Source organism: Neobacillus drentensis (assembly GCF_021560175.1).
GTDB lineage: Bacteria > Bacillota > Bacilli > Bacillales > Cytobacillaceae > Neobacillus > Neobacillus drentensis_A.
In genome coordinates this window covers 4658479-4677930 of sequence record NZ_CP091110.1, presented here as the reverse complement: position 1 = coordinate 4677930, position 19452 = coordinate 4658479, and the positions used below count along the sequence as shown (strand labels likewise).

The window sequence follows — 19452 nt, the reverse complement described above, 5'->3', positions numbered from 1 at the left end:
TGATAATTCATGGAAGAGCGAATCATATCTGGTGAAGTGAATGAAAGCGAGGTCAGTCTTGAACAAAGCCTGCGGCCGCAAACTTTACAGCAATACATTGGGCAAACTCAAGTAAAAGAAAATCTTGAGATTTTTATAAAAGCGGCAAAGATGCGGAAGGAGACCCTTGACCATGTTCTCCTTTATGGGCCTCCAGGATTAGGCAAGACCACACTAGCGGTAATTATTGCCAATGAAATGGGGGTAAATATCCGGACAACCTCAGGGCCTGCGATTGAACGGCCAGGAGATTTAGCAGCTATTCTAACCTCTCTCGAGCCTGGGGACGTGTTATTTATCGATGAAATACACCGGCTGCCACGGACGATCGAAGAAGTACTTTATCCAGCAATGGAAGATTTTTGTCTGGATATTGTCATCGGAAAGGGGCCAAGTGCGAGGTCGGTCCGGCTTGACCTGCCGCCGTTTACACTGGTCGGTGCAACTACCAGGGCAGGTTCCTTATCAGCTCCCTTACGCGACCGATTTGGAGTTTTGTGCAGGCTCGAGTATTATAAGGAAGATCAGTTAAAAAATATTGTTGTCAGAACCTCGGATTTATTTGAAACGGAAATTGATGAACCATCTGCCGTTGAAATTGCCAGGAGGGCGAGGGGAACCCCTAGAATTGCCAATCGGCTCCTCCGCCGGGTTAGGGATTTTGCACAAGTAAAGGGAAATGGTACAATTAACCTGGCCCTTGCAAGAGAGGCTCTTGAGTTACTGCAGGTTGACCGGTTAGGACTTGACCATATCGATCACAAGCTTTTAAAAGGAATTATCGAAAAATTCCGCGGTGGTCCAGTCGGTCTTGATACCATTGCGGCCTCGATTGGAGAAGAGGCGGAAACAATTGAAGATGTTTATGAGCCATATCTGTTACAAATTGGCTTCTTGCAGCGTACTCCGCGCGGCAGGGTAGTAACTGGAGCAGTTTATCACCATTTTGGCATGGAAGTGCCGATGGATTGATCTTTTTATAAAAAATAGTAAGGTGTGTTAGTGATGAAAGTAGATATATTTGATTTTCATTTACCTGAGGAACTAATTGCTCAGGTCCCATTAAAAAACCGGACAGACAGCCGATTAATGGTTTTAAATAAGCAAACAGGCGAAATAAAGCATGAAGTGTTTAAAAATATTACCGAATATTTGCGTGAAGGGGACTGCCTTGTCTTAAATGATACAAAGGTATTGCCGGCACGCCTTTTTGGTGTAAAAGATGATACAGGGGCAAAAATCGAAGTCCTGCTTTTAAAACAACTTGAGAATGATCAGTGGGAAACACTTGTGAAACCGGCAAAACGAGTGAAGATAGGTACAGAAATCACCTTTGGGGACGGAATGCTTACAGCTGTTTGCACCGAGGAATCTGACCATGGCGGAAGAGTATTAGAGTTTAAATACTCGGGAATTTTCTACGAGGTACTTGATCAGTTGGGAGAAATGCCGCTGCCACCCTATATTAAAGAACAGCTTGATGACCGTGATCGTTATCAGACGGTATATGCCCGCGAACCGGGATCTGCCGCTGCTCCAACCGCAGGTCTTCACTTTACGGAGTCCCTTTTGGAGGAAATTAAAGCAAAAGGGGTACATATTGCCTTTATTACGCTTCATGTAGGTCTTGGGACATTCCGCCCTGTGAGTGTGGATGATGTATTGGAACACGATATGCACGCTGAATTTTATATGGTTACAGAAGGTACGGCCCAACTGCTAAATGAAGTAAGACAGAGCGGAGGCAGAATCATAACTGTTGGAACCACATCGACAAGGACTTTAGAAACAATTGCGTCCGCAAACGATGGAAAATTTACCGCCGGAAGCGGCTGGACAAGTATATTTATTTATCCTGGTTATGAATTTAAAGCGATTGATGGAATGATTACGAATTTCCACTTGCCTAAGTCAACGCTGATCATGCTGGTCAGTGCGTTAGCCGGCAGAGAGAATATTTTGCATGCGTACAACACAGCCGTTGCGGAACGGTACCGTTTTTTCAGCTTTGGTGATGCAATGTTCATCATCTAGTGGTAAAGGGCGGAGCGCCGCAAGTAGATTTCCTTGTAAATCATATTTTCTGTAATATATAGTCATCAATTTAGAAAGATTTAACATAGCTCTGCTCACACCGCCTTTGGAAGGAGACAACAATTTGACTGCAATTCGATATGAATTAATTAAAACATGTAAACAAACAGGGGCCAGGCTTGGACGGGTACATACACCACATGGTTCGTTTGACACACCTGCATTTATGCCTGTTGGAACATTGGCAACCGTAAAAACAATGTCACCTGAAGATTTAAAAGAAATGGGTGCGGGGATTATTTTAAGTAATACCTACCACCTATGGCTCAGACCAGGACATGAAATCATTAGAGAGGCTGGCGGTCTTCATAAATTTATGAATTGGGACCGGGCCATCTTAACAGATTCGGGTGGTTTTCAGGTCTTCAGTTTAAGTGAATTTCGTAAAATTGAAGAAGAAGGCGTTCATTTCCGCAATCACATGAGTGGTGAGAAACTATTTTTATCACCGGAAAAGGCAATGGAAATTCAAAATGCTCTTGGTTCCGATATCATGATGGCATTTGATGAGTGCCCGCCATTTCCTGCTACGTTTGAATATATGAAAAAATCCGTTGAGAGAACGTCAAGGTGGGCTGAGCGCTGTTTAAACGCTCACCAGCGACCAGAAGACCAAGGGCTTTTTGGAATCGTCCAAGGCGGCGAATATGAAGAGCTTCGCAGACAAAGTGCAAACGATCTTGTTTCGCTTGACTTCCCTGGTTATGCAGTAGGCGGGTTATCCGTGGGAGAGCCGAAGGATGTCATGAACCGTGTCCTTGAGTTTACAACCCCAATGTTACCGTCAAATAAACCGCGTTATCTAATGGGAGTTGGCTCACCGGATTCGTTGATTGATGGAGCGATTCGCGGCATCGATATGTTTGATTGCGTATTGCCAACCCGGATTGCCCGAAATGGGACCTTAATGACAAGCGCAGGACGCCTAGTGGTGAAAAATGCGCAATATGCCCGTGATTTTGGGCCGCTAGATCCCGAATGTGATTGCTATACATGCCGTAATTATAGCAGAGCCTATATCCGTCATTTAATTAAATGTGATGAAACCTTTGGAATTCGTTTAACGTCTTACCATAATCTCTATTTTCTGTTAAGATTAATGGAGAAGGTCAGACAAGCTATTATGGAAGACAGGCTTGGAGATTTCCGTGAAGAGTTTTTTGAACGTTATGGTTTTAATAAACCAAACGCGAAAAATTTCTAATAGAATATTTATTGAAAGGAGGGAAACAAGATGCAAGGTATCGGTACAATCATTCCATTAATACTAATGTTTGTTTTATTTTATTTCCTATTAATTCGCCCACAGCAAAAGCGTCAAAAAAATGTTGCGAATATGCAAAACCAATTGAAAAAAGGGGATAAAATCGTCACGATTGGTGGTCTGCATGGTTTTATTGATTCGATTGATGATAATAAAGTGGTCATTAAATGTGGTGACGGCAGCCGTCTTACATATGATCGCAATGCCATCCGTGAGGTAACTGAATCCGCAGCGGGTTCAAGTGAAGGAAGCGTAAATCTTACGAAATAATGAATAATAAAAAGGAAGCCATATGTATTAAGATGGCTTCCTTTTTTATTATGCAGCTCTACGTGAATTGTTAGAAGAAATATTGACTCCTAAGATTCCACCCATCATCGCAATCAATGTATAGCAGGTGTGATAAATGACTTGTTCTGCATCAAACAAGCGGTCATAGCCAAGGTATTGAAACAAAAAGACTACAAATGAATAAATGAGCCCTGTAAATCCTCCAATTAGCCAGCCTTTTTCTTTTCGCTTTCCGCCTGAAAGAAAACCGCCGCCGAACAGCCCAATGAAAGACAAAGCTGTTATTACATATTGAAGTGATCCTTCTTGAGCGGATGTAAATCGAAGGATAAAGGCAAATATAAGACTGGAAATTAAAGCAAAGGCAAAAATAAAAATTAATCCATACAAAATGGATATCCCAAAGCTTTTCGATTCGATTTTAACTCTCCCCCTTCGTTCCAAGACTAAACCTTCCTGTTTTTTTAGCCGGCAAGTCCTAGACAGTTATTCTTCCTAGTACAAGCGTATTCAGGCTAAGCGCAAAGTAGAATAAAATATTTCTGCTTGCCTATTTAATTTTTGGAACTAACTTCCTCTCATAAATGCTTATCAAATACCCGATACTATTCTTTGATTTAAAAAAAGGGGCGACCAATTGTGGAATATGTATCGATCGTGTCTCGGACCATTTTGTTTTATATCCTCATCCTTATTATTTTTCGGATGATGGGTAAACGCGAAATTGGCGAATTAAGTATACTGGATCTAGTCGTATTTATTATGATAGGTGAGATGGCGGTCGTTGCTATCGAGAATCATCATTCTCCGTTACTTCACACAATGGTTCCAATGTTAGCTTTAATGGCTATCCAAATTATTATGGCGATTTTATCCTTAAAGAGTAAAAGGTTTCGTGATCTGATTGATGGCAAACCGATTATTATTATAAACAGAGGAAAAATTGATGAAAAAGCGATGCGGAAGCAGCGCTATAATTTTGATGATTTAATGGTGCAATTAAGAGAAAAGGACATCCGCAGTATTGCTGACGTCGAATTTGCTATTTTGGAGCCGTCTGGAAGTTTATCTGTTATTGAAAAATTAAAAAATCCTGAAGACCCAACCAAGCAAGGCGATATTACAATTCCTTTAATAATGGATGGACAAATTGATGAAGAAAATCTAAAGAGAATCAATAAAACCAACCTGTGGCTGCGCCAGGAATTGAAGAAGAAGGGATATCGCGATATTAAAGATATTTCTTTTTGCAGTTTTGAAAATGGAAATTTCTATATCGATCTAAAGGACATCGATTAAAAAAGACACGCCCATAAGGCATGTCTTCTTTTGATTTATTAAGCTGCTTAGCTGGGAATTAAATTCCCAAACCAAGGGATCCGTTTTAGTTCTTCTTTTTTAATGAGGCGGAATAAAACGAGCATCACTATATAAGAAACAACCATAGCAAGTGCAGAAGTGATGACACGGATGATTAAATGCTCCTGTAACAGGAAATGTTCAAAAAGATAATAGCCCAGCCAGCCTGAAAGCCCCATCACGAGGAAACCCCTAAAATATTCCCAGGCATAGAAGGAAAAGGACACCTTCTTTAAGACGGTTGCAAAATGTAATCCAGTTACAAGGACAAAACCTACGACAATTCCTAAGGCAGCTCCAGTAATCCCAAATGTAGCTTGTGAAGCAAGTAAGAAAATGACAGCGGTTTTAACTACAGAACCGATTAGGCTATTAAGCATCGCTGCTCGAGCAAGATTTAATGCCTGTAATACTGCCTGCAGGGGACCTTGATAGTAATAAACCAGCATAAAGGGAGACATCAAGCGGATAAAATAGGCTCCCTTTGTTGAGCCGTACATTAGCTGCATGAGCGGGTCCGCTAATACATAGAGAATAATAACGGCAAGACCGCCTGTTAAAAAAACAAACCGCAACGCTTGCTGAAGTCGATATTCAATTAATTTATGATTATTTTTCGAATTGGCTTCGCTGATGGCAGGAACAAGGGAGGTTGCCAGCGAAAAGGTTACAAAGGAAGGCAGCATTAACAACGGCATAGCATAGCCGGTTAGGGCGCCATATTGTTTGGTGGCATTGACAGCCAGAACACCTGCAAGGGCAAGACTGTGGGCCACGACAATCGGTTCAAAAAACCAGGAGATCGAGCCGATCATTCTGCTGCCCATCGTTGGCAGAGCAATCTCCATTAATTCTTTAAATGTACGTTTCCCTTTGTGAACAAATTGGAAAAAGTTTTTTCGCAGCTTAAATCGTTTTTTTAATTTAAATGTTGTCAGCAAGTAGATAAGCGAAAGCAGTTCCCCTAAAACGGAAGCCCCCATGGCTGCTGCTGCTGCATATTCCACTCCATATGGGAGGAATGTTTTAGTAGCAGTTGCGATTAACGTAATTCGGACAAATTGCTCGAGTATTTGCGAAATGGCTGAGGGCCGCATATTTTGCCGGCCTTGAAAGTATCCGCGTAAAACAGAGGCCACGGCGATAATAGGCATGGCAGGGGCAATCGCGATCAGCGGATAGTAGGTTCTTTGGTCGGTGAAGAGAGTGCTAGATAGAGCGGGTGCCAGTAAAATCAATGCTGGTGTCAGGACTATGGATAAACCCACCGTGATCGCCAAGGATACGACGAGAATTTTTTTGATTTCGGCATAATTCCCTTTGGCCTCTGCCTCTGCAATGTTTTTCGAGATGGCAACTGGAAGGCCTAACTGAATGATCGTTACCACAAGAATGAACGTAGGATAGGCCATCATATATAAACCGACGCCTTCTTCACCAATACTTCTTGCCAGAACGATGCGATAAATAAAGCCAAGGACTCTTGTGATAAAGCCCGCAACTAAAAGGATGAAAGTCCCTTTTAAAAACTTCGACATTTAGGTTCCCACCTTCTCAAATAAGAAGAATTCATATACAATTAACTATATGCCTTAGGGTGGACAAAGCATGACAAGTTGTAAAAGCTTTTTAAATGATTTCATTCAAGTGAAAGCGCAAACGAGATTTCTGGGAGGCAGTGAGAATGGATAATAGTCACGTAAACGAAGACTTTCGTACCCAAGTACAGCCGGCATTAAAGAGCAAATTGGAGGAGTTTCGCCTGCTCGGCGTTGATTCTGTAAGAGAACAAGGTCTTTGGGAATTCTTAGTAAAGAAAAAGTGGAAAAAAGTAAAACATGAGATGAAGCTTTATGAAATGATCCAAGATATTCTCTCTGTAAGGGTAAGTGACTATCTAAACTATGTAACAATTGAATCCTATAAAACTTCCGAATTCTCATTTGATAATGAAGCAGAGCTTAAAGAACTTTTAAAATAAGAAATTGTTTTCATTTATGTAAATTGACAGCACTTATAAGTTATTTCATAATGAAAGCAGTGACTTTTTCATTATTTTTGTTAGAGATAGACGTACAGTGCTACATGCACAAGCACTAAGGAGGAACAATACATAATGGTAAAGCGTAGTAGAATTATTGCTTTCTTTCTTGTGATCCTAATAATTGGAGGCACAATAGGAGCAACAACAAAGAACATCTTAAATAATATGAAGCTTGGACTAGACCTTCAAGGTGGATTTGAGGTTTTGTACGAGGTTCAGCCTGCGAAAAAGGGTCAAAAAATTGACAAAAATGTTTTGGCGAGCACCGCTGAAGCTCTTGATAAGCGGATTAACGTTCTAGGGGTAAGTGAACCTAGTATTCAAATTGAAGGTACAAACCGAATCCGCGTGCAGCTTGCCGGTGTTAAAGATCAAAATAAAGCAAGGGAAATTTTGTCCACACAGGCAAATTTAACTTTCCGTGATGCGAATGACAAACTAATGATGGATGGGTCCGATTTGAAACAAGGAGGAGCTAAGCAAACCTTTGATCAAAACGGTGCACCAAGTGTTTCGTTAACATTAAAAAGTGCAGATAAATTCCGCAAAGTTTCTCAGGAAATTTTGAATATGGCGCCTAACAATTATCTAGTTATTTGGCTTGATTTCGAAGAAGGCAAAGATTCCTTCAAAACGGAAGTAACCAAAGCAAAGCCTAAGTTTTTATCGGCTCCTACTGTAAAAGAAGTCTTTAATCAGGATACCGTTTCGATTGTCGGCAGTTTTAAAACGAAAGAAGCGCAAACCTTGGCTTCTCTACTAAATGCTGGTTCACTGCCAGTTAAACTGAAAGAGGTATACTCCACTTCAGTTGGGGCTAAGTTTGGGGCACAAGCATTAAATGAAACTATTTTCGCTGGAATTCTCGGTGTGGCAATCATTTACCTATTCATGATTTTCTATTATCGTTTTCCAGGGTTCATTGCTACGATTACATTAACGATTTTTACTTATCTGGTCTTATTAATTTTCGATTGGATGAATGGGGTCCTGACGCTGCCGGGAATTGCCGCCATTATCCTCGGGATCGGTATGGCCGTGGATGCCAACATCATCACCTATGAGCGGATTCGCGAGGAATTGAAGGTAGGAAGAAGCCTTAAATCCGCGTTCGAAGCTGGTGAAAAACATGCCTTTACAGCCATTTTTGATGCCAACTTAACAACCATTCTGACAGCATGCGTGTTATTTTTCTATGGGACAAGTTCTGTTAAAGGGTTTGCGACCATGTTAATCGTGAGTGTTCTAATGAGTTTCTTGACCAATGTTTACGGTTCAAGACTCCTGTTAGGACTATGGGTGAAGAGCGGTCTCTTTAATAAAAGACCGGGCTGGTTTGCCGTACATCCTTCACAAATTAGGAAAATTACGGATAACGTTGATACGGTCGACCTGCCTACCAGATTTGATAAATTTGATTTTGTTGGAATGAGAAAGAAAGTATTTATTTTATCAGGTACGCTCATTGTTGCAGGTATTATCTGTCTTGCCATTTTCCGCTTGAACTTAGGGATTGATTTTTCAAGTGGTACTCGGATAGAAGTACAATCGAAAACACCATTAACCGCAGAAGAAGTGAAAAGTGCTTTTACTGATCGCGGTTTAAAACCTGATGATGTCGTCATCTCAGGAAACAAAAATCAAATTGGTGCTGTTCGAATGATTGGTGTTCTGACAAAAGATGAGATTGCGTCTTTAAAGGCAGATTTCAAAAAGGAATTTGGCTTTGAGCCGAATGTCAGCACCGTATCTCCAACGATCGGAAAAGAGCTGGCGAAGAATGCCTTTATTTCCGTCTTGCTGGCGTCGATCATCATCATTCTTTATGTTTCTTTACGATTTGAAGCCTATATGGCCATTGCAGCGATTGCTGCTATCCTGCATGATGCATTCTTTATGATTGCCATTTTCAGTATCACAAGACTTGAAGTAGATTTAAACTACATCGCGGCCATTTTGACCATTGTCGGTTATTCAAACCACGATACAATTGTCACGTTTGACCGGGTTCGTGAAAACATGCAGAAGAAAAAGCGTCTTAAAACCGTTCAAGATATTGCGGAAGTGGTAAACGTAAGTATTCGTCAAACATTAACCCGATCCATTAACACAGTTCTTACGGTACTTGTAACGACAGCGTGCTTAATGATATTTGGAAGTCCATCGATTCGTAACTTCTCAATTGCCTTATTTGTCGGTCTAATCGTTGGTGTATATTCATCTATCTTTATCGCAGGTTCTTTATGGTATGTAATGAAGTGTAAAGAACTGAAAAAGAAGGGTGTTATTAGAACGGTTAAAGAAAAGAGAAAATATTCGGATCAGCCACAGGTTTAGAAAAGCGCTGTCCACTAGCTGCTGAATGCGAAGCTAGACAAGTCTTATATTAAAGTTTGTGTTAAAGGTTATGGTTGATTTTCTAACATGTTGATTGGAGCGGAAGGCGGCGAAGACTCGTGCGGGAGTACGGGGCAGGGGAGACCCCACAGGCGCAAGTGCGCCGAGGAGGCTCCCCGGCACGCCCGCGGAAAGCGAAGCCGTCTGGAGCGGAAATCAACATTCAAGATTAACACAGCAATATTAAAAGAAAAACTGCAAACCATTTGCAGTTTTTTCTTTTGATTGAAAGCTTATCCTCGCTCCTGTATAATTAGAAAGTCTGAGGGGTGAACGTACAATTGTTAAAATCAAAAACTAACTGGATTGTTCGCAAAACTGATCATAAACTTGCCCAAATGCTTGTAAATGAATTGAAAATAACACCTCTGGTTGCATCCCTGCTTGTAAACCGTGGACTGGATACCGTAGATTCTGCTCGGTATTTTTTATTTGGAAAAGATGGGTTTCATGATCCATATTTACTTATAGGAATGGAAACAGCGGTTGAACGAATTAAAGAGGCGATTGATAAACAAGAACCTATTCTTATTTTTGGGGATTACGATGCCGATGGAGTAAGCAGCACCTCGGTGTTAATGATTACACTTCGCGATTTAGGGGCAAATGTCCAATTTTATATCCCTAATCGTTTTAGAGAAGGATATGGACCAAATGAATCTGCTTTCCGTCAAGCGGCGGAAAATGGTATTAAATTGATTATCACTGTAGATACAGGAATAGCGGCTGTGCATGAGGCAGCTGTTGCAAAAGAACTTGGCCTGGACTTAATTATTACCGATCACCATGAACCTGGACCGGTTTTACCAGAGGCACTCGCCATCATTCATCCCAAACTGCCTGATAGCACTTATCCATTTCGCGAACTGGCTGGAGTCGGTGTCGCTTTTAAACTGGCCCATGCCTTATATGGGGAAGTTCCCGATCATTTATTTGAAATTGCCGTCATCGGAACAATTGCTGACTTAGTGTCGTTGAAAGGCGAAAACCGCCTGATCGCCAAAAAAGGTCTTGAAAAACTGAGAGTAACCCAAAATATTGGCCTCCGAGCTATTTTAAAAGTTGCTGGGGTTGACCTTAAGGCAATTAATGAAGAAACGATTGGGTTTACCATTGCACCACGAATTAATGCGGTCGGCAGGCTCGAAGATGCAGATTTAGCCGTTCATTTGTTATTAACAGAAGACCCGGAGGAAGCTCAAAGTCTAGCTGAAGAAATGGATGCGTTAAACAAAACAAGGCAGGAGATCGTCAACACCATTACGGCCGAAGCAATCGCTGAGGTTGAAAAAAACTACCCGATTGAGACCAATAAAGTATTGGTGATTGGGAAAGAAGGCTGGAATCCCGGTGTTATTGGAATTGTGGCTTCAAGACTTGTCGAAAAGTTCTATCGGCCAACCATCGTGCTAAATTTTGACCCGGACAAAGGTGTCGCTAAGGGTTCGGCAAGAAGTATTCTCGGATATGATTTATTTAAAAATTTATCGACATGCAGAGAACTTCTGCCCCATTTTGGCGGACATCCGATGGCAGCTGGGATGACATTAAAACTTGAAGACGTTGCTGAACTCCGTGAGCGCCTTAACCGCCTCGCTGACGAGCAGCTGACAGATGAACATTTAATCCCATTAACGCAGCTTGATGAGAAGTTACATCTTCAAGATATCAGTTTATCTTCCTTAGATGAACTAAGTTTGCTCGCCCCGTTTGGCATGGATAACCCGAAGCCAAAAGTGTTAATCGATAATGTGGCGATTACGAGTATGAGAAAGATTGGCAGTGGACAAAATCATTTAAAGGTCTTAGTAAATGAAGAAGGCTCCACCCTTGATGGTGTAGGGTTTGGTTTAGGTGCGCTTGCTGACCAAATTTCTCCTGTCTCAAAAATTTCATTAATTGGAGAATTATCTATTAATGAATGGAATAATAATCGTAAACCACAAATCTTTATTCACGATATGGCTGTCCATTCGTGGCAATTATTTGATTTGCGCGGACAAAAACGAGCGGATCACTTCCAAACGATTGTACCTGCTGAAAACAGGAAAATTATTATTTTTAATCAAGAGCACCTTGAAAAAATAAACCCAGAGTTGCGGTCTGAGACGATCCTTATTCAAACTATTGAAGATGCCAAATCCTTTGATGGATTAGGAGCCAATATTGCTTTAGTTGATTTCCCGCCAACCAAGGATCATGTAAAAGAATTAGTATCTGGAAAAGAGCCTGCAAGGATTTATACTTATTTTTATAAAGAAGCAAGCGATTATTTTTCCACTCTGCCAACCCGCGACCACTTCAAATGGTTCTATGCCTTTCTGCTAAAAAAAGGCCCAATCGACTTGAAGCTTCATGGTGAAACCATAGCGAAACATCGCGGCTGGTCGCAGGAAACGATTAAATTTATGTCAAAGGTGTTTTCTGAACTAGATTTTGTTACAATAAACAATGGATTTATCACTTTAAATACGGGCGCGCCAAAGCGTGACCTGACTGATTCCCAAACTTATCAAACAAAACAGGCCCAGTATGCTCTTGAAAGAGAATTATTGTTTTCCTCCTTTCAAGAATTAAAAGGCTGGTTCGATCAAGTCATTCAAGGATCGGTTGAATCTGAGGAGGCAATTAAAGAATGGATTTAAGAGAATTTATCACAATCGTACCCGATTGGCCAAAACCGGGGATTAAATTTAAAGACATCACCCCTTTAATGAATAATGGTGAAGCCTATAAATACGCAACAGACCAAATTGTTGAATATGCAAAAGAGAAGCAAATCGATATTATCGTTGGACCGGAAGCACGTGGCTTTATTATTGGCTGCCCGGTTGCCTATTCGTTAGGAGTAGGCTTTGCCCCAGTCCGCAAAGAAGGTAAGCTGCCACGAGAAACCATTAAGGTAAGCTACGGATTGGAGTATGGTAAGGATGTTTTAACCATCCACAAAGATGCAATCCGACCTGGTCAACGAGTGTTAATTACCGATGACTTGCTGGCAACAGGCGGTACGATCGAAGCAACGATTCAATTGGTAGAAGAACTTGGCGGTGTGGTAGCCGGAATCGCTTTTCTAGTGGAATTAAGCTATTTAGAAGGCCGTAATAAATTAGACGGCTACGATGTTCTAACATTGATGCACTATTAATGAAGGCATGAGGGCACTCAGGATACGAGTGCTCTCTTTATATAATGAAAAAGGTGGGCTTTTTACCTTGTATTGGGCGTCACAAAAACAACAAAAGCGACAAAATTAGCGTATTTTAGTAAAAAAACAGCCCAATCCCTTTACAATTCCGCAAATTTTTTCGATAATGGTAACAATCATTCTAATTTAGTAACAATTTTTTTTAGAAAAGCATTCAAATAGATAGATATTTTGTTCAGACCATCAGGTGGACTTACAAAATACGTTGATATAAAAAATGAGATGAAAATAAAGGTGATTTCATGGCGAACGATCAAGTGTTAACGGCCGACCAAGTCATCGACAAGACTAGAAAATATTTAAATGATGAGCATGTTGAATTAGTCAAAAAGGCTTATGAGTATGCGAAACATGCCCATCGTGAACAATATAGAAAATCGGGAGAGCCCTATATTATCCATCCGATTCAGGTTGCCGGTATTTTAGCGGACCTTGAAATGGACCCGGCAACGGTGGCGGCTGGTTTTCTCCATGACGTTGTAGAAGACACCAATGTAACCTTAGGGGATATTACAGAGGCTTTTAACAGCGAAGTGGCAATGCTTGTTGATGGGGTTACAAAGTTAGGGAAAATAAAATACAAGTCTCATGAGGAGCAGCAGGCCGAGAACCACCGGAAGATGTTTGTAGCAATGGCACAAGACATCCGCGTGATTCTGATTAAACTTGCTGACCGCTTGCATAATATGCGGACACTTAAGCATCTTCCTGTAGAGAAGCAGCGTCGGATTTCAAATGAGACACTTGAAATTTTTGCACCTTTAGCTCATCGTCTAGGTATTTCTAAGATTAAATGGGAGTTGGAAGATACCGCATTAAGATACTTAAATCCACAGCAGTATTACCGGATTGTGAACTTAATGAAGAAGAAACGGGCCGAACGCGAGCAATATTTGGATGATGTCGTCGATGAAGTGAAGAGCCGCTTAAATGAAGTATCGATTAAAGCTGAGCTTTCAGGACGCCCAAAGCATATTTACAGCATCTATCGTAAAATGGCCCTGCAAAATAAACAATTCAGTGAAATTTATGATTTGCTGGCTGTACGGATTGTAGTCAATAGTATTAAGGATTGTTATGCCGTTCTTGGCATTATTCACACTTGCTGGAAGCCAATGCCAGGGCGTTTCAAGGACTATATCGCAATGCCAAAGCCCAATATGTATCAATCATTGCATACAACGGTTATTGGGCCAAAGGGAGATCCGCTTGAAGTGCAAATTCGTACGTACGAGATGCACCAAATTGCGGAATTCGGGGTTGCTGCCCACTGGGCCTATAAAGAAGGTAAAACAATTAGCGACAGCTCCACCTTTGAACAAAAGCTTACCTGGTTTAGGGAAATTCTTGAGTTCCAGAATGATACCGCCAATGCCGAAGAGTTTATGGAGTCATTAAAAATTGACTTGTTTTCCGATATGGTATTTATTTTTACACCAAAGGGTGACGTGATCGAATTGCCTTCTGGCTCTGTTCCGATTGATTTTGCCTATCGGATTCACTCCGAAATTGGCAATAAGACGATAGGTGCCAAAGTGAATGGAAAAATGGTCACACTCGATTATAAATTGAAGACTGGCGATATTATTGAGATTCTCACTTCAAAACATTCGTACGGACCAAGCCAGGATTGGTTAAAGCTCGCTCAAACATCACAAGCCAAGAACAAGATTCGAGCGTTCTTTAAGAAGCAGCGCCGTGATGAGAATGTCATTAAAGGCAAAGAACTGGTTGAAAAAGAAATCCGCACAATGGAATTCGATATAAAAGAAATTTTAACACCGGATAATCTTAAAAAGGTTGCAGAAAAGTTTAATTTTTCCAATGAAGAAGATATGTATGCCGCTGTCGGCTATAACGGTGTTACCGCCTTGCAGGTGGCCAACCGTTTAACCGAGAAGTGGCGGAAAAAGCGGGATAAAGAACAATCAGCAACCATTGCGAATGCGATTACCGATTTAAAAGCCTTTCCGTCGACGAAAAAGCGGGAATCAGGTGTACGTGTGCAAGGGATTGATAACCTATTAATCCGGTTATCCAAATGCTGTAATCCTGTTCCGGGGGATGAGATTGTCGGTTTTATCACAAAAGGACGCGGAGTATCTGTTCACCGTTCTGATTGCCCAAATATTGATTCGAACGATGCTCAATCTAGATTAATTCCGGTTGAGTGGGAATCTTCCTTAAACGATCGTAAAGAGTATAACGTTGATATTGAAATCAGTGGTTATGACCGACAGGGGCTGCTTAATGAGGTTCTCCAGGCGGTTAGTGAGACGAAGACCAATATTTCAGCTGTTAGCGGGAAGTCGGACCGTAATAAAATGGCAACGATTATTATGTCAATTGCCATTCATAATGTCAGCCACCTCCAAAAGGTTGTGGAGCGCATTAAGCAAATCCCGGACATTTATTCAGTTCGCCGGATTATGAATTAAGGAGTTTCTAGCATGAGAATAGTAGTGCAGCGCAGCAAGAAAGCCAAGGTTACTGTCGATGGTGAAATAACCGGGAGGATTAAGCAAGGCTTTGTCCTTCTGGTTGGGGTGACACATGAGGATAAAGAAGAAGATGCCCTCTATTTAGCGGATAAAATTGCGAACCTTCGAATTTTTGATGATCGTGAGGGAAAAATGAATCTTTCGTTATTGGATGTGGGCGGTGAAATTCTCTCGGTTTCTCAGTTCACCCTTTATGGTGACTGCCGGAAAGGGCGGCGGCCAAACTTCATGGACGCGGCAAGGCCCGAACAGGCAGTGGTCTTATATGAAGCCTTTAATCAGATGCTTCGGGACAAAGGGATTACGGTTGAAACGGGTGTGTTTGGCGCCATGATGGATGTAGAATTAATCAATGATGGACCTGTTACGTTGATTGTAGAAAGTAAGTAGGCTGCCTTGGCATTCTTGCCGGGCTTTTTTTGTTGAGCCAGCCAACCGCAAAAAAGCTCTGGAAGAGTCATCTTCCAGAGCTTTTTGTTTAATTATTTTTAAAATACCTCGCTAAGCCTTCATAAAGCCCTGAGGCGGCGTTTTCTTGAAATACTCCAGAGTTAAGAGTAATTTCCTCTTGTGGGTCGCTTAAATATCCCAGTTCAATTAGAGCAGCTTTTTGACTGTTTTCCCGGATGACATGGAAATCACCAAATCTTACCCCGCGCCCCTCCAATTTTGTTTGAGCAACTGTTGAGGTATAGAGCGAATCCGCCAATCCTTCTTGATCGTTATAATAATAATATCCTGTCATTCCCCGCACACTTCGATCTAAACTGCTGTCGTAATGCAGGCTGATAAAGGCATCGGCATCATTGGCAGTGGCCGCATTTACCCTTGATGGCAGCGTAATAAAGGAATCACTGCTTCTTGTCAAGGTGACATTAGCTCCGGCAGCTCTTAGTTTATCGTACAAAAGCCGTGCGGTTCTTAATGTTAGTTCCTTCTCAAGCGTTCCATTTGCACCGGTAGTCCCATTATCCCCTCCGCCATGACCAGGGTCGAGGACAATCGTTTTGTTTTTTAGATAGCTTTCGGCGCCGCTCTTTTGAATCTGTGTATTGGACCCATTCATTGAAGCAATCCAGCCGGCGACGAACCCAGTACGACCGTTCTTTAACTTGATCTCATACCAATCGTTGACGATCCTTTTTACTATAAAAGAATCTCCTTCGTTAGCAAGAGCGACCACATTCGATTGGACCTTTGCTTCTTGTCTAATATTTGTTCCGTTATGTAAGATGGTCACTTTGCTATCCTTTAATGACTGCTTGGCAGGAGTGGAAGCGGTTGTTTTCTCCAGATACCATCCGGAGACCCATCCGTAACTGCCAGACTCATACTCTATTTTTGCCCAATTATTATTTTCTTCTAAAATAGCAAATTGCTGACCCTTTGCAACACTGCCAATAATGGCCGCATTTAATGAAGAGTCTGAACGGACACTAAGGCTTTCGGCTGTTACGGTACCGTACTCCCCAGTTGAAGTGTTCTTCGGTGTGTCTTTAGAGGTCCCAGATTGTGTTTCAATAAATTCAGCCTTTACCCAGCCTTTTAGACTTGAATAACTAATTTCCAGCCAGCTATTTTGTTTGGAAATAATGGTGACGTTCGTACCATATGTTAGTTTACCAATAATAGGACTCGATGCAGACGCTTCCGTTCGGATGTTTATAGTATCTGCGGTGACTGTACCCATCTTGGGATTGCTAGATGAAGCAGAGGGACTGTTACCGGTTTGGATATCTAAAAATTCTCGGATTACCCATCCTTCGCCAAAGGACGAGGTGATTTTATACCAGTTTTCATTTTGATCAAGGATGGTTACTTCTTGTCCTTGATTGATAAAGCCGACAATCGGGAAACTTGTCCCAGGACCAGAACGAATTCTTAATTGGTCAGTGTTGGCTTTGGCCATTTTCTTTCCTGTTGACGTGGAAGCCTGTTCAGAGTTGGTTTCGTTATCCTTTGTGACCAGCCAATTAACGATCCAGCCTGTTTGGCCTAGTGCTAGTTTGATTTCAATCCAATCTCCAGTCTCTTTTACAATCGAATATTTTTCGCCTCTTTTTACGATGAAAGTGAGAGGGTAACTTAATCCTGGGCCGCTGCGAACATTAACCGTATCAGTCGAAATGGTTACAGTTCCACTAGAGGCCATGCCTTTTCCTTGCGGCAGGAAGGTACCGAAAATGAGAATAATAGAGAAGAGAAATAGTGTGAATTTTTTTGACATCGACAACCTCCTTTATCCGTATATATTTTATCGTAAAAAGTACAGAAATTCATTCCTAAAATGGCTAATTAAGTTAAATTTACTAGAAAACTTGCTTAAAAAAATTAATTTCCTGCAAGTTTTATGTAATTGGTGGAAATACTAGTAAAAAAGACAGAGGTGATGGGTGATGAGATCAAGTGAGAAGGGCATGAACATACAATCAATGGAGGGCCGTCTTTTTGGGGTGGATTTCCATGACTTTATTCAAAAAGAAGGTCATACAAACTCGATTGAGCTTGCATCGGAATTTGGGATCACAATGGGCGATGTCAGAAAGTTAAAAAAACACTTAGGAAGGTCTTAAATCTTTCTTGACATTACCACGGTTGCTCCGTATTATTAAATAAATATAAGTCATATTAGGAATAACCAATGATGGAGCATAGTAATTAAGATCATCCATGGAAAGAGAGGAAGTGCCTTAGGCTGAGAGCATTTCTCCATGTACCTTAGTGAAAGAACACTCCGTAGGCTTCTCTTTGAAAAAGCAGCGCTTTAGTAGAAGATGAACGTAGCAGGCGTTAACTGTTTAAGAGGAAGAGCATATACGATGTTCTTCAACTAGGGTGGCACCGCGGGAACCAAACTCTCGTCCCTTGTATAATTACAAGGGATGGGAGTTTTTTTGTTTTTCCAGAAAAAGCAAGCACCTGTTATTGTGTCCATTTAACTATATATACATAAGCTTTATGTTTATAAGGAGGTATACCATCATGTCTATTAGCATTCCGAGAGGTACGCAGGACATTCTGCCTGGTGAAGTTGAAAAGTGGCAGTTAATTGAAGCAAAAGCAAGAGAACTATGTGAAAAATATCAATACCAAGAGATTCGTACGCCAATCTTTGAACATACAGACCTTTTTTCAAGAGGTGTTGGTGACAGCACGGATATTGTCCAAAAGGAAATGTACACCTTTGAGGACAGAGGCAAACGCAGCATAACACTTAGACCAGAAGGTACGGCAGCGGTTGTCCGCTCTTTTGTGGAGAAGAAAATGTTTGGTCTTCCTAACCAGCCTGTCAAGCTGTATTATATGGGACCAATGTTCCGGTATGAACGGCCTCAGGCAGGCCGCTTCCGCCAATTCGTCCAATTTGGGGTAGAGGCATTAGGCAGTAATGACCCGGCGATCGATGCCGAGGTAATCTCATTAGCGATGAATCTCTACAAAGAAATGGGTTTGCGTAAGTTAAAGCTTATTGTCAACAGTCTTGGTGATAAAGAGAGCCGCACAGCCCACCGTGAAGCGCTAGTCAATCATTTCAAACCGCGGATTGGCGAATTTTGTCATGATTGTCAAAATCGTCTCGAAAAAAATCCGCTTCGAATCCTTGATTGCAAACAGGACCGTGATCATGAACTAATGAAAACAGCACCTTCCATCCTGGATTACTTAAATGATTTTTCAAAAGCCTATTTTGAAAAACTACAGCAGTATTTAACGCTGCTTGATATCCCGTTTGAGGTCGATCCAAACTTGGTTCGCGGCTTAGATTATTATAATCACACAGCATTTGAGATTATGAGTAATGCGGAGGGATTCGGAGCCATTACGACCCTATGTGGAGGCGGGCGCTATAATGGGCTGGCCGAAGAAATTGGCGGTCCAGAAACGCCTGGTATTGGTTTCGCCTTAAGTATTGAGCGGTTTATTGCTGCCCTTAACGCAGAAGGCATTGAACTGGAAATCAACCAGGGAATCGACGTGTTTTTAGCATCACTTGGAGAAGAAGCAAAAGATTATACGGTTGGACTATTGCAGCAGCTCCGCACGGCTGGCTTTTCAGCGGAAAGAGATTATCTTGACCGAAAAATCAAGGCCCAGTTTAAAGCCGCTGACCGTTTAAAAGCGAAATATGTAGCAGTACTCGGAGACGATGAGCTTAAAAATAATAAAATTAATGTTAAAAATATGGCTACAGGTGAACAAGTAGAATTTGACCTAAACACATTTATTAAACAATTTCAGGAATTGCAAGCTTAAA

16 protein-coding genes and 1 other annotated feature are annotated in these 19452 nt (G+C 41.5%); of the genes, 13 read left to right on the top strand and 3 right to left on the bottom strand.

What is annotated here, in order from left to right; translation table 11 throughout:
• The first annotated feature begins 9 nt into the window (after positions 1 to 9).
• The 4 genes from ruvB to yajC all read left to right on the top strand — a co-directional run bounded on the left by ruvB (position 10) and on the right by yajC (position 3667).
• A complete protein-coding gene (gene ruvB / locus L1999_RS22340; protein WP_235740564.1) occupies positions 10 to 1011 on the top strand; it encodes a Holliday junction branch migration DNA helicase RuvB in 1002 nt (333 codons plus the stop codon).
• Positions 1012 to 1044: 33 nt separating this feature from the next.
• Complete coding sequence (queA, locus tag L1999_RS22335; RefSeq protein ID WP_235740563.1) at positions 1045 to 2073, top strand: tRNA preQ1(34) S-adenosylmethionine ribosyltransferase-isomerase QueA; 1029 nt, start codon at positions 1045 to 1047, stop codon at positions 2071 to 2073.
• Positions 2074 to 2197: 124 nt separating this feature from the next.
• Positions 2198 to 3337 carry a tRNA guanosine(34) transglycosylase Tgt gene (gene tgt, locus L1999_RS22330; RefSeq protein WP_235740562.1) on the top strand — a complete coding sequence of 380 codons (1140 nt, stop codon included), beginning with the start codon at positions 2198 to 2200 and terminating at the stop codon, positions 3335 to 3337.
• Between the two features lie 30 nt (positions 3338 to 3367).
• On the top strand, positions 3368 to 3667 hold the full coding sequence (gene yajC, locus L1999_RS22325; RefSeq protein WP_215043875.1) for a preprotein translocase subunit YajC: 300 nt from the start codon (positions 3368 to 3370) through the stop codon (positions 3665 to 3667).
• Positions 3668 to 3715: 48 nt separating this feature from the next.
• Here yajC and L1999_RS22320 read toward each other — a convergent pair whose 3' ends face one another.
• A complete protein-coding gene (locus L1999_RS22320) occupies positions 3716 to 4132 on the bottom strand; it encodes a TIGR04086 family membrane protein (protein ID WP_235740561.1) in 417 nt (138 codons plus the stop codon).
• 192 nt (positions 4133 to 4324) lie between these two features.
• On the opposite strand from L1999_RS22320, the gene L1999_RS22315 reads away from it, so the two are divergent.
• Positions 4325 to 4987, top strand: a complete 663-nt coding sequence (locus L1999_RS22315) for a DUF421 domain-containing protein (protein ID WP_235744431.1) — start codon at positions 4325 to 4327, stop codon at positions 4985 to 4987.
• 47 nt (positions 4988 to 5034) lie between these two features.
• On the opposite strand, the gene spoVB is transcribed toward L1999_RS22315, so the two are convergent.
• Complete coding sequence (gene spoVB, locus L1999_RS22310; protein WP_235740560.1) at positions 5035 to 6585, bottom strand: stage V sporulation protein B; 1551 nt, start codon at positions 6583 to 6585, stop codon at positions 5035 to 5037.
• Between the two features lie 146 nt (positions 6586 to 6731).
• Here spoVB and L1999_RS22305 point away from each other — a divergent pair, with 146 nt between their 5' ends.
• The 6 genes from L1999_RS22305 to dtd all read left to right on the top strand — a co-directional run bounded on the left by L1999_RS22305 (position 6732) and on the right by dtd (position 15587).
• Positions 6732 to 7028, top strand: a complete 297-nt coding sequence (locus tag L1999_RS22305) for a post-transcriptional regulator (protein ID WP_215043871.1) — start codon at positions 6732 to 6734, stop codon at positions 7026 to 7028.
• Between the two features lie 135 nt (positions 7029 to 7163).
• Positions 7164 to 9428, top strand: a complete 2265-nt coding sequence (gene secDF / locus L1999_RS22300) for a protein translocase subunit SecDF (protein ID WP_235740559.1) — start codon at positions 7164 to 7166, stop codon at positions 9426 to 9428.
• A gap of 341 nt (positions 9429 to 9769) precedes the next feature.
• Entirely contained in the window at positions 9770 to 12133 is a 2364-nt protein-coding gene (gene recJ / locus L1999_RS22295) for a single-stranded-DNA-specific exonuclease RecJ (RefSeq protein ID WP_235740558.1), read from the top strand.
• Positions 12124 to 12636 (top strand): adenine phosphoribosyltransferase, encoded by a 513-nt coding sequence (locus L1999_RS22290; protein ID WP_235740557.1) that lies wholly within the window; start codon positions 12124 to 12126, stop codon positions 12634 to 12636. The genes recJ and L1999_RS22290 overlap by 10 nt, the downstream gene beginning before the upstream one ends.
• 302 nt (positions 12637 to 12938) lie before the next feature.
• Positions 12939 to 15134, top strand: a complete 2196-nt coding sequence (locus L1999_RS22285; RefSeq protein ID WP_215043863.1) for a RelA/SpoT family protein — start codon at positions 12939 to 12941, stop codon at positions 15132 to 15134.
• A gap of 12 nt (positions 15135 to 15146) precedes the next feature.
• Positions 15147 to 15587 (top strand): D-aminoacyl-tRNA deacylase, encoded by a 441-nt coding sequence (gene dtd / locus L1999_RS22280; RefSeq protein ID WP_235740556.1) that lies wholly within the window; start codon positions 15147 to 15149, stop codon positions 15585 to 15587.
• Between the two features lie 88 nt (positions 15588 to 15675).
• On the opposite strand, the gene L1999_RS22275 is transcribed toward dtd, so the two are convergent.
• Positions 15676 to 17424 (bottom strand): N-acetylmuramoyl-L-alanine amidase family protein, encoded by a 1749-nt coding sequence (locus tag L1999_RS22275; RefSeq protein ID WP_235740555.1) that lies wholly within the window; start codon positions 17422 to 17424, stop codon positions 15676 to 15678.
• 169 nt (positions 17425 to 17593) lie between these two features.
• Between L1999_RS22275 and L1999_RS22270 the strand changes: the two genes are divergently transcribed.
• Both L1999_RS22270 and hisS read left to right on the top strand, forming a co-directional pair.
• The gene (locus L1999_RS22270) at positions 17594 to 17770 is read left to right on the top strand and encodes a hypothetical protein (RefSeq protein WP_215043858.1); all 177 of its coding nucleotides are present in this window, start codon (positions 17594 to 17596) and stop codon (positions 17768 to 17770) included.
• A 59-nt stretch (positions 17771 to 17829) separates the two neighbouring features.
• Positions 17830 to 18066, top strand: a binding site (T-box leader).
• 113 nt (positions 18067 to 18179) lie between these two features.
• On the top strand, positions 18180 to 19451 hold the full coding sequence (gene hisS / locus L1999_RS22265; protein ID WP_235740554.1) for a histidine--tRNA ligase: 1272 nt from the start codon (positions 18180 to 18182) through the stop codon (positions 19449 to 19451).
• Position 19452 lies beyond the last annotated feature (1 nt).

What these genes read in the sequence shown, in the direction of transcription:
- ruvB (WP_235740564.1), top strand. Translation starts at nt 10, where the DNA reads ATGGAAGAGCGAATCATATCTGGTGAAGTGAATGAAAGCGAGGTCAGT.
- queA (WP_235740563.1), top strand. Translation starts at nt 1,045, where the DNA reads ATGAAAGTAGATATATTTGATTTTCATTTACCTGAGGAACTAATTGCT.
- yajC (WP_215043875.1), top strand. Translation starts at nt 3,368, where the DNA reads ATGCAAGGTATCGGTACAATCATTCCATTAATACTAATGTTTGTTTTA.
- spoVB (WP_235740560.1), bottom strand. Translation starts at nt 6,585, where the DNA reads ATGTCGAAGTTTTTAAAAGGGACTTTCATCCTTTTAGTTGCGGGCTTT.
- L1999_RS22305 (WP_215043871.1), top strand. Translation starts at nt 6,732, where the DNA reads ATGGATAATAGTCACGTAAACGAAGACTTTCGTACCCAAGTACAGCCG.
- secDF (WP_235740559.1), top strand. Translation starts at nt 7,164, where the DNA reads ATGGTAAAGCGTAGTAGAATTATTGCTTTCTTTCTTGTGATCCTAATA.
- L1999_RS22290 (WP_235740557.1), top strand. Translation starts at nt 12,124, where the DNA reads ATGGATTTAAGAGAATTTATCACAATCGTACCCGATTGGCCAAAACCG.
- L1999_RS22285 (WP_215043863.1), top strand. Translation starts at nt 12,939, where the DNA reads ATGGCGAACGATCAAGTGTTAACGGCCGACCAAGTCATCGACAAGACT.
- dtd (WP_235740556.1), top strand. Translation starts at nt 15,147, where the DNA reads ATGAGAATAGTAGTGCAGCGCAGCAAGAAAGCCAAGGTTACTGTCGAT.
- L1999_RS22275 (WP_235740555.1), bottom strand. Translation starts at nt 17,424, where the DNA reads ATGTCAAAAAAATTCACACTATTTCTCTTCTCTATTATTCTCATTTTC.
- L1999_RS22270 (WP_215043858.1), top strand. Translation starts at nt 17,594, where the DNA reads ATGAGATCAAGTGAGAAGGGCATGAACATACAATCAATGGAGGGCCGT.
- hisS (WP_235740554.1), top strand. Translation starts at nt 18,180, where the DNA reads ATGTCTATTAGCATTCCGAGAGGTACGCAGGACATTCTGCCTGGTGAA.